11 protein-coding genes are annotated in these 14329 nt (G+C 46.6%); 3 read left to right on the top strand and 8 right to left on the bottom strand.

Annotation, left to right across the window (positions count from 1 at the left end; genetic code table 11):
* Positions 1-122: 122 nt before the first annotated feature.
* A complete protein-coding gene (locus QVE09_RS30155; protein ID WP_315939780.1) occupies positions 123-884 on the bottom strand; it encodes a YwaF family protein in 762 nt (253 codons plus the stop codon).
* Between the two features lie 231 nt (positions 885-1115).
* Between QVE09_RS30155 and QVE09_RS30160 the strand changes: the two genes are divergently transcribed.
* Positions 1116-2090 carry a ring-cleaving dioxygenase gene (locus QVE09_RS30160; protein WP_315939781.1) on the top strand — a complete coding sequence of 325 codons (975 nt, stop codon included), beginning with the start codon at positions 1116-1118 and terminating at the stop codon, positions 2088-2090.
* 180 nt (positions 2091-2270) lie between these two features.
* On the opposite strand, the gene QVE09_RS30165 is transcribed toward QVE09_RS30160, so the two are convergent.
* The 3 genes from QVE09_RS30165 to QVE09_RS30175 all read right to left on the bottom strand — a co-directional run bounded on the left by QVE09_RS30165 (position 2271) and on the right by QVE09_RS30175 (position 5576).
* Entirely contained in the window at positions 2271-2978 is a 708-nt protein-coding gene (locus QVE09_RS30165) for a stalk domain-containing protein (RefSeq protein WP_315939782.1), read from the bottom strand.
* 276 nt (positions 2979-3254) lie between these two features.
* The gene (locus QVE09_RS30170; protein ID WP_315939783.1) at positions 3255-4100 is read right to left on the bottom strand and encodes a hypothetical protein; all 846 of its coding nucleotides are present in this window, start codon (positions 4098-4100) and stop codon (positions 3255-3257) included.
* A gap of 198 nt (positions 4101-4298) precedes the next feature.
* Positions 4299-5576, bottom strand: a complete 1278-nt coding sequence (locus QVE09_RS30175; RefSeq protein WP_315939784.1) for a methyl-accepting chemotaxis protein — start codon at positions 5574-5576, stop codon at positions 4299-4301.
* 334 nt (positions 5577-5910) lie between these two features.
* Here QVE09_RS30175 and QVE09_RS30180 point away from each other — a divergent pair, with 334 nt between their 5' ends.
* A complete protein-coding gene (locus QVE09_RS30180; RefSeq protein WP_315939785.1) occupies positions 5911-7344 on the top strand; it encodes an aspartate ammonia-lyase in 1434 nt (477 codons plus the stop codon).
* A gap of 121 nt (positions 7345-7465) precedes the next feature.
* Here the strand turns inward: QVE09_RS30180 and rpoN are convergent, their stop codons facing one another.
* Together rpoN and pruA are read right to left on the bottom strand one after the other, a co-directional pair.
* Positions 7466-8770, bottom strand: a complete 1305-nt coding sequence (rpoN, locus tag QVE09_RS30185; protein ID WP_315939786.1) for an RNA polymerase factor sigma-54 — start codon at positions 8768-8770, stop codon at positions 7466-7468.
* Between the two features lie 131 nt (positions 8771-8901).
* Positions 8902-10449, bottom strand: a complete 1548-nt coding sequence (pruA, locus tag QVE09_RS30190; protein WP_315939787.1) for an L-glutamate gamma-semialdehyde dehydrogenase — start codon at positions 10447-10449, stop codon at positions 8902-8904.
* A 346-nt stretch (positions 10450-10795) separates the two neighbouring features.
* Here pruA and QVE09_RS30195 point away from each other — a divergent pair, with 346 nt between their 5' ends.
* Complete coding sequence (locus QVE09_RS30195) at positions 10796-11719, top strand: proline dehydrogenase family protein (protein WP_315939788.1); 924 nt, start codon at positions 10796-10798, stop codon at positions 11717-11719.
* A gap of 227 nt (positions 11720-11946) precedes the next feature.
* Here QVE09_RS30195 and QVE09_RS30200 read toward each other — a convergent pair whose 3' ends face one another.
* Positions 11947-13500 (bottom strand): beta-propeller fold lactonase family protein, encoded by a 1554-nt coding sequence (locus tag QVE09_RS30200; protein ID WP_315939789.1) that lies wholly within the window; start codon positions 13498-13500, stop codon positions 11947-11949.
* A 39-nt stretch (positions 13501-13539) separates the two neighbouring features.
* The coding region (locus tag QVE09_RS30205; RefSeq protein WP_483874302.1) for a BclA C-terminal domain-containing protein at positions 13540-14329 on the bottom strand (790 nt) is incomplete at its 5' end.

A 14329-nucleotide genomic window follows, 5' to 3' on the forward strand; every position in this document is an offset into this window, starting at 1 on the left:
GGCCCCCTTTCAGGGACAACGCCCAAACATCCCGCAAGCGATCTGATCCAGTCAGGTTACTGCGGGATGTTTTATTCATAAGAGTTTATAATCCTGCGCAGTTGCAACTACAAGGATTATCACTACACCGCGGAGCTTTTACCTTTTTTCACACGATGCTTCAACCGATCTGGGATGGCAAAGAGCAAAATGTACATTAGCGAGAACAAGACTAGCGCAAGTATCTCTTCCCCAAGGATGTACATGGGATACGGACCTAACATATCCAGCACCGAGGGTGTACTCGGCTTGTGTCTCAAAAACATGTAATTCGCGTCAAGCATGACATCTACAACGTATACGATTAATGCTGCCACATTTACAAATATCATCGAACCTGCTACAGATCTCCAGCTAGGTCGCAGCTGCTCCACCCAGGTCATGTAGAGTAAAGCCAGAATGATACAGGCATGAGCAACGAAAAATTGAATGAATCGAAAATGTGCATAACCATAACCCAGATTAGGAGTCAGGATCGCCATAAGGGCTCCAGCAATTCCTGCAAATAACAGTGCAGAATGTAACAGTCGACTGCGTGTCAGTAGTAACAACGCCGATAATAGCAGAGACAGACTGCATAATTCGAGTGGTAGTGACGTCTGCAGGCTCCATATCCCTCCGTACACATACCAGAGTTGCAGCACGATTTCGCAGGCAAACATGATACAGGCCAGAACAATCCGCAGGGTGCGGCGTGCCCTCTCTGACCATGATCGAAGATGGTGTCGAAGCAAAAACAGCAGTACAATCAATGCTGTAATTACGCTAATGGAAACGATATGTGAAGTGGAGAACAGAATAAACGGCTCTGCGTCATAAGGGTCCAGCCATGGTGGATACGCCATGCATCTCTTCTCTCCTTTGCAAGGATCTCACCAACATTATCTCTCTTTAATGTTAACTTTTTCATTTTGCCATTGAATGAAAGTGCTGTCCAGTTGGAATTCTAAATAAGCATTGTAATTTAAATATCTTTATGTTAAGATAAATTCAGAACCAAAACAAACTAAAAGTTAGTAACTTTCTTAAACGAAATGAAATATAACGTACTCAACACCTAACTAGGAGGAATTATTATGCAAATCAAAGGACTTCACCACGTATCAGCTCTAACAGCACATGCCGATCAGAACTATCGCTTCTACACCAACATCATGGGTCTGCGCCTCATTAAAAAAACGGTCAACCAGGATGACGTGTCCGTCTACCATCTCTTCTACGGTGATGAGAAAGGCAATCCGGGTACCGAACTTACCTTCTTCGAGATTCCGATGGCTGGACAGACTCGTGAAGGCGTGAACAGCATATCTGGAACGTCACTGCGCGTTCCAAGTGATGCGGCACTTACGTACTGGCAGCAACGCTTTGACGAATTCGAAGTCCCACATGGAGAGATTGTTGAACGGGGTGGTCGTGCCACGCTTTCGTTCACAGACTTTGAAGGACAACGTCTGATTCTAGTCTCGGATGAAAACAACACAGGTGTCGCTGGTGGCAAACCATGGGATCAGAGCCCTGTGCCTGCCGAGTATGGCATTGTAGGTCTTGGCCCTATCCATCTTACGGTAAAAGACGCTTCCCTTACCGCTCCGGTTCTTACCGAACTGCTTGGTTTCAGAGCCAAAGGAAGTTACCCTGCCTTTACTCCAGGTCAACCTGATGTACTCGTATTTGAATCAGGCGAAGGTGGCAGCGGCTCCGAAGTACATGTTGAGGAACGGAATGACCTTGCCCAAGAACGTCCTGGACGTGGCAGCGTACACCATGTTGCGTTCCGTGTGGATAATGAGGAAGAGCTGAAACAATGGGTGGAACGAGTTCATAACTTCCAATTCCCTAACTCCGGTTTTGTAGATCGCTTCTACTTCCGCTCCCTGTATTTCCGTGAAGCAAACGGTATTCTGTTCGAGCTTGCAACCGATGGTCCGGGATTTGATACAGATGAAGAAATGGAGCATCTGGGAGAATCACTGGCACTGCCTCCGTTTCTAGAAGGACGCCGCGCTGAGATTGAAGCGAACCTGAAACCACTGGATACCATGATCCGCTAATATTCGTAACTGGCGTGTAATTCTCAAAAAGATTTCAATTCAAAACGAAAATAAAAACGATGTTCATCAGGCAACTCTGAATACCGGATACGGTTCAGGAATTGCCTAGTGAATCATCGTTTTTTTATGTTTATGCTTGCCTTGCCCCTTCTGTAAGATGGCAAACTTGCAGATTGTGTTTTACTTCGTCAGATACGATGTTGTGAGCGGTACAAACAGAGCCGAACCCGGATCTTCAGATACAATCTCGACATAGACAGCGTCTGTACCTTTAACATCCACATCTAGACTCATCATACCGCTTTCTGGAGTGATATCGAACTTTTTGAGTGTCGCGAGATCCTGATCATAGGTATGAATCTCCTGATTTCCTTTCAGCGCGGCAAGTTCCAAATGCAGAGAAGAATACTTTTTACCCGTATTAATCTGGATATCATCCCCCTGTTTCGTAGGATCATTATGCAGATAAACATCCTTGTAATCCTTGCCTTTATATGTGGTATCCTTAGGATCTTTGGTGTGCCAAGCGGTAGATCCCAGTACGGATGTTCCAAGTGCACTCAGCGTTACTTTTCCGTTGGTTACGGGCGCAGATCCATTCGTTCCGCCAATCAGGACGGATGAAGTTGCACTGTCATAAGTGATCTCTGTCCCAAGCAAGGATCCCACAGCACGCACAGGCAAATAAGTTGTTCCGTTGTAAGTGATGGGCAACACCGTTTTACCATTGGCATCTTTGGCTGTCACCGTGGCACCATCCATTTTTAGCGTAATCTTGCTGTTTAGATAGGCTTTAATCTGCTCCAACCCTGTTGCTGCGAGCGCACCAGTACCGATCCCAAGCGTTAGTGTGCCTACCATCAAACCCAGTACAACCTTCTTCTTCATCAAAATCCCTCCTGAACGTTAAAATAATTTGTCCTTTATACATTTAAACGACTAAAGTGATAATGTCAATTGTTTACTGCATTTTTAGTACAATATTCCTATCTGTAGGCAGCACAAAACGAGGCTGTATGTCCCGATTTTTTTCAGCCTCGTCCTGTTCCTTACTGCCCGTCAAGGGAGAAAGGCAGATATTCTTTGCACATGCATATCTGGCAGATCCTCACTCAAACCACGAGAACTGCCAACCCTCGCCATACCAATGTCTACACGACGTTATCAATCAAAAGATTCATAATATTCTTCTTCATATTCTTCCATACTGTACTTCAAATCTACGGCCTTCCACTCGCCATCTTGATACGCATAAGCAAATGTCAGATCACCAGCATATAAAGCCGCACCGTAAGATCCTGCTGCTGATACGACAAGTTGGCCATTCTCCACACTGTAATAGGTTACACCACCGAATCCCAACTCTTCGTTATATACGCCGCCACTCGTATCTTCCTCGATCCTTAAAGGTTCTGCTTGAACGCCATCAACGGAGACATCCACATCCACGCGGTCTGATCTAACGGTAACTTTCGACTTCACATGCTGTTTCGCAATCTCGTCCAGAGATTGCATCTTCATCTCTTCCAGCGTTACCGGATTAATGATACGTGCTTGTCCTAAATAAATACCTGTTCCGTGACCTTCCGTGTACAAAACAATAATTTCTTTCTGACCGTCTCCATTCAGATCCAGCTCGTGCACTTCGGGTTTGTAAGACCCGCCTTCTCCCTGCCAATCACTAAATTCTCTTGTCTTGCCGTCCACTTCCAAAATCATTCCGTTATATATATATCCTGAACCCTCGACTTTCATAGGGTATAATCTGACGTTCTCATTCTCTGGAGCCACCGAAACGTATTCCTCTTTCACGGGGATGGATTCCTGTGTTGTCTTCGCTGTGTCATGCAGTTTATCTATATTGGAAGCCTCGACCACTGCGGTCTGGCTGGATTGATCATCTATATTAAGCTGTTTTTGCGATTCATTCATGGTTCTGGCAGCCGAAGTTGTACTAATCGTAGCTACCGCCAAAATAATCATCAGCAGGATACCTGTCCAAGTTTTCAATATACTGGGCTCCTTTATCTGTTGTGATAATCCTATTATATCTTCATTTATCGCCCGCAAGTTGCGAATTTGTTAATCTTTCATAAAATAATCTTTACAAATTTCCATTTTCACGAAAGAACGTTCGGCTTTAACCAGAATAATCAAATTCTCATGCCAAAACTGTTCTCCAAAAGCAAAAAAAATCCCGAACACAGCCTAAGGCTGCATCCGGAATGCTTTGGTTTTGTCCAATAACCGATCGGTTAATTGTCTCAGTTCTTCAGCCGAGGATGAAATCTCCTCCATGATGGCTGTCTCTTCGTGTGCGGCATCCATAATTCGTCTCGCCTCATCCGAGAATGATCCGGCTTTCCCCTGGATCTTCTTCACATGACCGTGCGTTTGCTCCACGCGACCAGTCTGTTCTGCAATCTTGGAACCGATATCATGCGCACCCTTCATAAATACTTCCACCGTGCCTGTCAGTTCATGCAACGTCTGATCCACAGAGATGGTCCGCTCCGATTCATTAACCACGAGACCATGCTGCTCATGAGACAGTTGGGCTGTCTCCCTGATCCGCTGTTGCACACGACTAATCAGCTCATTAATCCGATGTACCGATTCCTTACTCTCATCTGCCAGCTTGCGGATCTGCTGCGCCACGACTGCAAAACCAGAACCTTCTTCGCCAGCTCTTGCAGCCTCAATGGAAGCATTAAGGGCAAGTAACCCTGTTTCCTCAGCAATATTTTTGACAGACTGGGTAATTACCTCAATATCGGAGGCTTCTTTCTCCAACAACAGCATAATGTCGCGGGAACGATTGTGCGACTCGGCCAGCTCGTCCATCCCTTTCATCAACGATGAGAAAGTCTGTTTTGTATGATCCACCGATCGTTCCATCTGCCCGGACATCTCTGTCATGTCCATGGACTGGCTATGCATACGCTGGAAATCATTCAGCATCTCATCCGCAGTGATCAGAGATTGATGGGAAGTAACCTTCTGTTCTTCTACGCCTACTGCAATATGATCCACCGCATCCGACATCATCTCGATCTGTTCGGCGGCCTGGGTAATCGCTTCACTCAGAGACTGTGCGTTCTGTGAAGTCGTTCTTGTACTGTCTGCAATATCATTTACAATACTTCGAAGGTTAGAAACCATTGCGCGAAAAGCATCATATAATACCGTAAGTTCATCCTGCGTGCGTCGCTGCGGAATTTCGGTTGTCAGATCACCTGCTGACACCTGCTGTGCAGCCCGGGACAGGTGAACGATTGGACGAGTCAGCCAGCGTGAGGCAAACCATCCCAGAATCCCGTTCCAACATACTCCCATGATCAGGATAATCGATATGTATACCCAATTCGGAATATCTAACGTAACCCAGTCTTTGACAAAAAATATAAAAAAGCCGCTAGTTCCGTAGGTAATAATCGAAATCAGTACCAGACCTGCGACAGTCTTTGCTCCTAAAGTCCATTTCATGTGCACACCCCGTAGTCCTTTTTTCCTATTTTACCAATCAAGTACCAAATTTCATGTGATATACATCACTGAAAACGTTCTATTTCCCCCATATTTGCCGTTCATGCATGACTTCTCTACCATAAAGCGCATAATGTATAAGACAAGCTTGGCTACCCCTCCCCTTCTTAAAAATTGAATAATATTCCATTTGATATCCCTAATTTTATTTATTATCGGCACAAGAGGCCAAATGATTTAGATTGGCATCCATTTTGCTTAAATGATATACTGAGTGCGCTTCAGCAACGCTGGAGCCGAACTATTTTTATTGATGCCACTGGAGGCGAACGAGATGTCTACTATGTCCACAAGGACGGAGAAAGATTTTATCGGTGAAAAAGAAATCCCGGCTTATGCTTATTACGGAATTCAGACGGTGCGGGCCGTGGAAAACTTCCCGATTACCGGCGTTCCGGTACACCGGGAGCTGATCACGGCTCTGGCTGCGGTTAAGAAGGCAGCAGCGATTACCAACATGGAGTTGAAGATGCTGCCGAGCAAGATTGGCGATGTGATCGTCATGGCGGCTGAAGAAATGATGAAAGGCCATCATCTGGATCATTTTATTGTAGACTCCATTCAGGGGGGTGCAGGCACCTCCATGAATATGAATATGAACGAAATTTTGGCCAACCGCGGGCTGGAACTGTTAACTAAAAGCAAGGGAGACTACTTCCATTGCAATCCCAATAATCATGTGAACATGTCCCAGTCCACCAATGACGTGGTACCTACAGCACTGCGCATTGCGGCGTACCAACTGTCGGAGACGTTACTCGCTACCATGAAAAGACTACAGGATGCGTTCCGTAAAAAAGAAGTGGAATTCAACGATGTGGTCAAGGTTGGCCGTACCCATCTTCAGGATGCCGTGCCTATTCGCCTTGGACAAGAATTCGGAGCTTATGCCCGCGTCATCGGACGGGATATTGAGCGTCTTGAATTCGCCAATCGCCGCTTGCTTACCATTAACATGGGTGCAACTGCGGTAGGTACAGGACTCAATGCCAAACCCGAATATATCGTCAAAGTTACAGAGCACCTGTCTGATGTTACCGGACTACCACTACAAACAGCTGAGCATCTCGTGGATGCGACGCAGAACACAGATGCCTATCTGGAACTTTCAGCGGCGCTGAAGGTATGTGCAGTCAGCCTGTCCAAAATCTGTAATGATATTCGCATGATGGCTTCAGGTCCGCGTGCAGGATTCAATGAACTTCGCCTGCCACCACGTCAGCCAGGTTCATCCATTATGCCGGGCAAAGTCAACCCCGTTATGGCGGAAGTTATTAACCAGGTATCCTTCCAGGTGATGGGGAACGACCATACGATCTGTATGGCGTGTGAAGCCGGTCAATTCGAGCTGAATGTCATGGGCCCGGTTATTGCGTTCAACTTGCTGCAATCGCTGAAAATTATGAATAACGGCATCGATGTGTTCACACGTTATGCAGTGGAAGAGATGGAAGCTAACCGTGAACGCTGCGAATTAATCATGAAACAAAGTTTCAGTGTGGTTACGGCGTTGAACCCGCACTTAGGTTATAATGTGGCAGCCTCCATCGTGAAAGAAGCGCTCAAGACTGGACTTTCCTTACAGGAGATTATCCTGGAACGCGGACTGCTAACACCGGAAGAACTGGAAGAGATTCTTCATCCGGAACAGATGACTACACCAGGAATTGCCGGAGAACACTTCCTGCGTAATATGGAACGCTTGTAGGTAATCAGGAAAACTGATGCAGCAACCTAAACACGAATAGTTAACAAGAACCCCCGCAGACCATTGATCCGGTTTGCGAGGGTTCTTTGTACAGAGAGAGGACAATACACTAGCTACTTCGTTAAGCCCACCGTTTACGCTCAAGGGAAGGAAGAATCTGAAGTTCCTCCCTGTACTTGGCAACCGTTCTGCGGGAGATGATAATTCCCTCCTCGGCGAGCAGTGTAGCCAAATGACTATCCGAGTATGGACGCTGAGTCTGTTCCGTACGAATGATTTCTTTTAATCTACGTTTCACCGCTGATGCTGATGTTTTATCCCCTGACGTTGTACTGATTCCCGAGGCAAAAAAAGCCCTGAGTTCATATACACCATGTGGGGTCTCAATGTATTTACCGTTCACCGCACGACTTACCGTTGATTCATGCATGCCAATCCTCTCTGCAATAACAGCCAGATTAAGTGGTTTTAGCGCGGATGGGCCTTTGACCAAAAAGTGCTTCTGCTCTTCCATCACAGCCGCCAGCACACGCACTAAAGTTCTGCGCCGCAAGTGTACACTCCGAATGATAGCCCTCGCCTCTGCCACGCGGGTAGACCAGATTGCGTCAGGCGCCTCTTCCCTGATCCAGCGGAAGCACGCTTCATTCATCGATACACGAGGGTTACCTGCTGCATGCAAACTATAATGGACCTCACCGTTACGCAACCCAACAATGGCATCCGGAATAATGTAATGTGGCCGTTCTGTACATCCGATCGATCGACAGGGCTTGGGATCGAGACGTGTAATATAGTCATAGGCAACCTGAGCTTCCCGTGAAGTTATGCCTAATCGACTCCCTGTTCTACCTGGGTGAAAAGGAACCAGTGCTTCCAATCCGGCTTCCACCATACGTTCAGCGTACTGAACAGCCAATGGATCACGTCTAATCTGGAGCAACAGACATTCTTGCAGATTCCGCGCCCCTACACCTGCGGGGTCCAGCGATTGGAGAAGCTCTAGTCCCGCTGCAATCTTGCTCATCGGAAGCTCAAGAACTGCTTGCACCTCTGCCAGTTCCACCGTCAGATAACCATAATCATTGACGCATCCTGCCAAATATACCGCCATATTTTCCAATTCGTCTGGAAGTGTCATCACTCGAATTTGCGCAATTAGCAATTGTTCCAATGTAGGTTCTGCACCTTTCACCTGAAGCAGCGGATCGTAGGAATCATACCTGCGCTGATCCATTCGCCGTGGCATCCGGGCGAGGGGAGCAGCTTGTTCTTCCAGTTCAAGCACCGGATTTTCCTCCGCCGCATCCAGCAAGTAACGGGTCAGATCCTGGCCAGACATGGTCAGCAAATGAAAGGATTGTTTCATCTCCGGCGTGATGGACAGCCGAATACGTTGTCCCTGTACCAACTGAACACCTAACATCCGTTTCCCTCCTTATGCCTTGTGGCAATAAGCATCGATGTTTCTTATACGAACAAAAGGATTTGCAGGGATAATAGCATACTATTCAAGCGAATGTAAGAAGTTTTTTAGTCGGATCATGCGTTGTTGTCTTAGTATTTCTCCGATACCAGCTTTGCCTGTGTAAACAACAGCAGATAGTCTCTTCCACCCGCCTTGGAATCCGTGCCTGACATGTTAAATCCGCCAAATGGATGCGTGCCTACCAGTGCCCCGGTACATTTCCGGTTAAAGTACAAATTACCCGCAAAGTATTCGCGTCTTGCCTGTTTCAGATGTTCACGATTACGCGAGATTACCGCGCCCGTCAGACCATAGTCGGTATTATTGGCGATATCCAATGCATCCTGGAAGGACTCTGCTTTGATGAACGCAAGCACAGGTCCAAAAATCTCATCCTGAGCAATCCGGGCTTTCGGGTCCACATCTGCAATTATGGTTGGTTCAATGAAATAACCTTCAACGTTCCCTGTACCGCCCCCGTGCACAAGACGCCCCTCACCCTTGCCGATTTCAATATATTCCGTGATCTTTGCATATGCCTTGTCATCGATAACCGGCCCAACCTGACTGCCAACTTCAAGCGGACTACCCATCGTCAGTTTCTGTGTCCGTTCAATCACTTTTTGCAGTACTTCATCATATACATCCTTATGAATAATGGCACGGGAACACGCCGAACATTTCTGTCCTGAGAACCCAAATGCCGAAGCGGTAATGGACTCTGCCGCGAGTTCCAGATCACTGTCACTGTCTACAACGATAGAATCCTTACCACCCATTTCTGCAATAACCCGTTTGATCCACTTCTGACCCGGAGCTGTTCGTGCTGCACGTTCATTAATTCGCAGTCCTACATCTCTAGAACCAGTGAAACTGATAAACCGGGTGAGCGCATGATCCACGAGATAATCGCCCACTTCACTGCCTGGTCCTGGTAAAAAGTTCACGACGCCATCCGGCAGACCAACTTCTGCGAGCAGCTCCATAAACTTCGCGGCAATCACTGGAGTTGTGCTGGCGGGCTTTAATACTACCGTGTTGCCGGATACCAGTGCAGCAGAGGTCATGCCTGCCATAATCGCCAACGGGAAGTTCCAAGGTGGTATAACAACACCCACGCCCAGCGGTATATAACTCAGTTCATTATCTTCCCCTGCAATCCGCACGAGGGGCTGCGGTTCACTCAGTCGCTGCATATCCCGTGCATAAAATTCCATAAAATCAATGGCTTCCGCTGTATCCGCATCGGCTTCAGGCCAAGTCTTGCCAGCTTCATAAACCATCCATGCGGAGAACTCATGCTTGCGACGGCGCATAATGGCAGCTGCTTTGTATAGATAACGGGCCCGTTCATTCGGGTCAGTATGTTTCCATGTCTGGAATGTCTCCGCCGCTGTCTGAATGGCCTTTTCGGCCAATTCCTGATCTGCCTGATGGATCGTTCCGACAACTTGATTCTTGGCTGCGGGGTTCACGGAAGTTAACGTGCGGCTGCTTGTTATTTTTTGCCCACCAATAATAATCGGGTATTCCTGCCCAAGTTGAGCTTCTACCTGACGAAGTGCGTCTTCAAATGCTTCCTGGTTTGCCTGGACTGCAAATGGTGTGAATGGTTCGTTAACAAAAGGGATATTCATCAATGATTCCTCCTTCAGGATGTGGGGTTCGCTGGCTGCTCGCCTGAATTATTTTGCATGTGACTCATCACCAAATATATGTAGCAAAATCCGTGCCAACTCCAGTTGAGATTGAAATATTTATCTCGTTAAATTCAACTACTGAAAATTCACACGGGCCACTCCGATGACAGAATAACCTTCCGATCGCTGTTATCCCCAGATTTTTTTGATTCCTTTTTATAGAGGGAAAATCCGAGGATAAAGGCGAGCGCGATAATTTTCATGAAAAATAGTAGACCATCGCTAAATCTGGCACGTTTCTTGCTTGAATTAAGGATGCACAATGCTGAAGGAGGAAACGAAAATGAGTGTGGGAACGGAAATATATCGCAAAACCTTATTAACCGTGGCAGGCAACAAAGCTGTAGAGAACCTGTCCATCAGATATGGTAAGAAGCTGGCAGGCAAGTTTATTGCAGGAAACACCTTGGAAGAAGCTCTCGAAGAGATCCGCATACTCAATAACAAAGGCATTATGGCTACGCTCGATCATCTGGGGGAAGGCATCACCCGTCTGAGCGAAGCGGCATTATACAGGGATGAGTATGTACGACTGGTAGAAGGCATTGCACGTGAACGAGCAGACTCCAACGTCTCGTTGAAACCAACCCAGATGGGCATCGCACTGGACCCGGAAGAGGGCTATCGAAATATCCGTACCGTTGCCACACAAGCCAAATTGCATGATCTATTTGTCCGAATTGATATGGAGGATAGTCCATTTACTCAAGCAACGCTGGATATTGTTCGAAGACTGCACTCGGAAGGACTGCATAATACAGGCACAGTGTTGCAAGCCTACCTTCATCGAACCGAAGAAGATACGCGCGATATGATTCGGGAAGGTATCCGGCTTCGTTTGGTTAAAGGTGCATACAAAGAACCCGGATCAGTCGCCTATCAGAATACTTCTGAAGTCATTCATCAATTCAAAACGATGATTCGTAATCACCTCGATCAGGGTGTGTACACTGCGGTTGCCTCGCATGATGATCACATCATTAATTGGACCAAGCAATATGCCAAGGATCGGGGAATTTCGCCGGATGCCTTTGAATTTCAGATGTTATATGGTCTACGCATGAGCGAACAGGAACGTCTTGCCAAAGAAGGCTATCGTATTCGCTGTTACGTACCTTATGGCACCATGTGGTATCCGTACTATACCCGCCGTTTGGCCGAAAAACCGGCTAATCTCTGGATGGTCGTTAAGAATATGTTCCGATAGTTATTTTCCAGCTGATCAATATATAAATGAAAAACAACAAAAATAAAACCATGCTGCCTCTTTCTCTCTGGGCACATGGTTTTTTCTGCAAGAATGACACTTTACCAGAAGAACATCCAACTTTCCTTTTCTCCGGTTCTTCTCTGGATGTCTAAAAAATTAGCATCCTCAATTTTAATGTCTACTTTTCTGGACACACCCACTTATTAATCAAAATTACAAGATCATTACGGATTTATTCCTATACCCAATGGTCCGGAGTTTACGGTAATTGTAGATGTAACAGTATTGATATTTCCATCAATTACGGAGATGTTACCACCTGTATTGTTCGCGACGTAAACTCCATTAGTTAATGGATCCACTCCTACACCGGATGGTGCAGATCCTACTGGTATGGTTGTAGCAACTGTATTCGTATTTCCGTCAATGACAGAGACACTATTGCTGCTATTGTTTGAGACATAGACAAAGTTGGTGTTTGCATTTACCCCTATCCCAAAAGCCCCTGTCCCTACTGGAACGGTAGTTATAATGGTATCTGACAATCCACTAATAACCGAAACTGTGTTATCTCCGTTATTCGCCACATATATACGGTTATTTGTTGGATTCACAGTTACACCCAACGGCTGTGCGCCTACATTAATCGTATCTACAACGGTACTGGTATCTCCATCAATGACAGAAACTGTGCTGTCCCCTACATTAGTAACATAGATAAAGTTTGTGATTGAATTAACCTCTACACCGAATGGTTCAGTGCCCACTGGAATGGTTGCAACGACCGTATTCGTATTTCCGTTAATGACGGAAACTGTATTGTCGCTAAAATTATTTACATAAATGAAGTTTGTGTTTAGATTCACAGCTATCCCCTCTGGCTGAACACCCACCGGAATGGTTGTGACAATAGCGTTGGTATTTCCGTCAATGACCGAAACCGTATCGTCCCCAAAATTAGTCACATAAATGAGGTTCGTGATTGAATTCACTGCTATAAATTGAGGCTCGCTGCCTACGGGGATCGTGGTCACAATGGCATTGGTATTTCCGTTAATCACACTGACATTATTACTTCCAGAATTAGCTACGTAAATTAAATTCACTGAAGTAGGTATGGTTACACCAGTTGCTCCTGTTGCTCCGGTAATCCCGGTAGCTCCTGTCAGTCCTGTCGCTCCTGTTACCCCGGTAAGTCCAGTAACGCCCGTTGCTCCTGTTGCTCCGGTAATCCCGGTAGCTCCTGTCAGTCCTGTCGCCCCTGTTACCCCGGTACTTCCAGTAACACCCGTTGCTCCTGTTGCTCCGGTAATCCCGGTAGCTCCTGTCAGTCCTGTCGCCCCTGTTACCCCGGTACTTCCAGTAACCCCCGTTGCTCCGGTAGCTCCCGTGGCTCCCGTAACACCTGTTATACCCAGAGATTCACCCAACAACTCCTGTGACACCAACCGATGAGCCGTCACCAACTCATCTTGGGCATCTTTGCCCCACACAGAAATTTGTGCTTCTGGAGCAGCTGTGTCTGCAGTAGAAAATATAAACTCGAAAGCATCAAAATTAGCCACAAAGTCTTTGGTTACGACCTGATTGGGCAATACATTAAATAACTCTTCAACATATAACGTCCGAACTCCATCTAAGAAATAACCTAACAGAAGTACATTAAACACATCAGTCAAATTCCGGTTATCAATTTTAACGGTAATAAATTGAGTGGGGCGGGTACCCGTTACACCTGAAATATTATTTTCTATAGGCCCAGTTGATAAATTGGCCATTCAGTAACCCCCTTTGTAATTTGATTTTAGTTCCTTCATTTAGCTCAATTGTTGAATAAGGATAGAGGCATTGGCATTGATCTGCGATCCGCCCGCTAGTGTTTGCAGATCAACAGCCGTAGCACTGGAATGATTTCGTAACGTCAGCACATCACCAGGAGCAGCGGTTATAATGACCATGCCTGGATTCGGTTGAGTGCCAGATCCTGAACCATAGACACTACCACCTACAGGGGCTCCGTTTTGATAAAGGGTGAATTGGTTTGCCTGCACACCTGCAACGATAAAGAACACCGCATAGTCCCCAGCATTAGCAATAATAATCGCAGCGGTATTGGGCGTGTGAGTAATATTATTAAGATTTTGGTTGCTATCAAAGGTTATGTCTGTTTCGGTAGCTACAGTCTGGGCTGAAGTATTAAAAATATAAGCAAATGAGGATAAACCCTGTCCCGTTGCTCCCGTGACGCCTGTTGCTCCGGTAACTCCTGTGGCCCCTGTCACACCCGTAACTCCCGTTGCTCCTGTTGCTCCGGTAACTCCTGTCGTCCCTGTCACACCTGTAACTCCCGTGACGCCCGTTGCTCCGGTAACTCCTGTCGTCCCTGTAACACCCGTAACTCCTGTAATGCCTGTTGCTCCGGTAACTCCTGTCGTCCCTGTCACACCTGTAACTCCCGTGACGCCTGTTGCTCCGGTAACTCCTGTGGTTCCTGTCACACCCGTAACTCCTGTAATGCCTGTTGCTCCGGTAACTCCTGTCGTCCCTGTCACACCTGTAACTCCCGTGACGCCTGTTGCTCCGGTAACTCCTGTGGTTCCTGTCACA

This window comes from Paenibacillus sp. ClWae2A (genome assembly GCF_032452295.1).
Taxonomy (GTDB): domain Bacteria; phylum Bacillota; class Bacilli; order Paenibacillales; family Paenibacillaceae; genus Paenibacillus.

Excerpts from the sequence above, each read along its gene's own strand:
- QVE09_RS30155 (WP_315939780.1), bottom strand. The coding sequence starts at position 884 with ATGGCGTATCCACCATGGCTGGACCCTTATGACGCAGAGCCGTTTATT.
- QVE09_RS30160 (WP_315939781.1), top strand. The coding sequence starts at position 1,116 with ATGCAAATCAAAGGACTTCACCACGTATCAGCTCTAACAGCACATGCC.
- QVE09_RS30165 (WP_315939782.1), bottom strand. The coding sequence starts at position 2,978 with ATGAAGAAGAAGGTTGTACTGGGTTTGATGGTAGGCACACTAACGCTT.
- QVE09_RS30175 (WP_315939784.1), bottom strand. The coding sequence starts at position 5,576 with ATGAAATGGACTTTAGGAGCAAAGACTGTCGCAGGTCTGGTACTGATT.
- QVE09_RS30180 (WP_315939785.1), top strand. The coding sequence starts at position 5,911 with ATGTCTACTATGTCCACAAGGACGGAGAAAGATTTTATCGGTGAAAAA.
- rpoN (WP_315939786.1), bottom strand. The coding sequence starts at position 8,770 with ATGTTAGGTGTTCAGTTGGTACAGGGACAACGTATTCGGCTGTCCATC.
- pruA (WP_315939787.1), bottom strand. The coding sequence starts at position 10,449 with ATGAATATCCCTTTTGTTAACGAACCATTCACACCATTTGCAGTCCAG.
- QVE09_RS30195 (WP_315939788.1), top strand. The coding sequence starts at position 10,796 with ATGAGTGTGGGAACGGAAATATATCGCAAAACCTTATTAACCGTGGCA.
- QVE09_RS30200 (WP_315939789.1), bottom strand. The coding sequence starts at position 13,500 with ATGGCCAATTTATCAACTGGGCCTATAGAAAATAATATTTCAGGTGTA.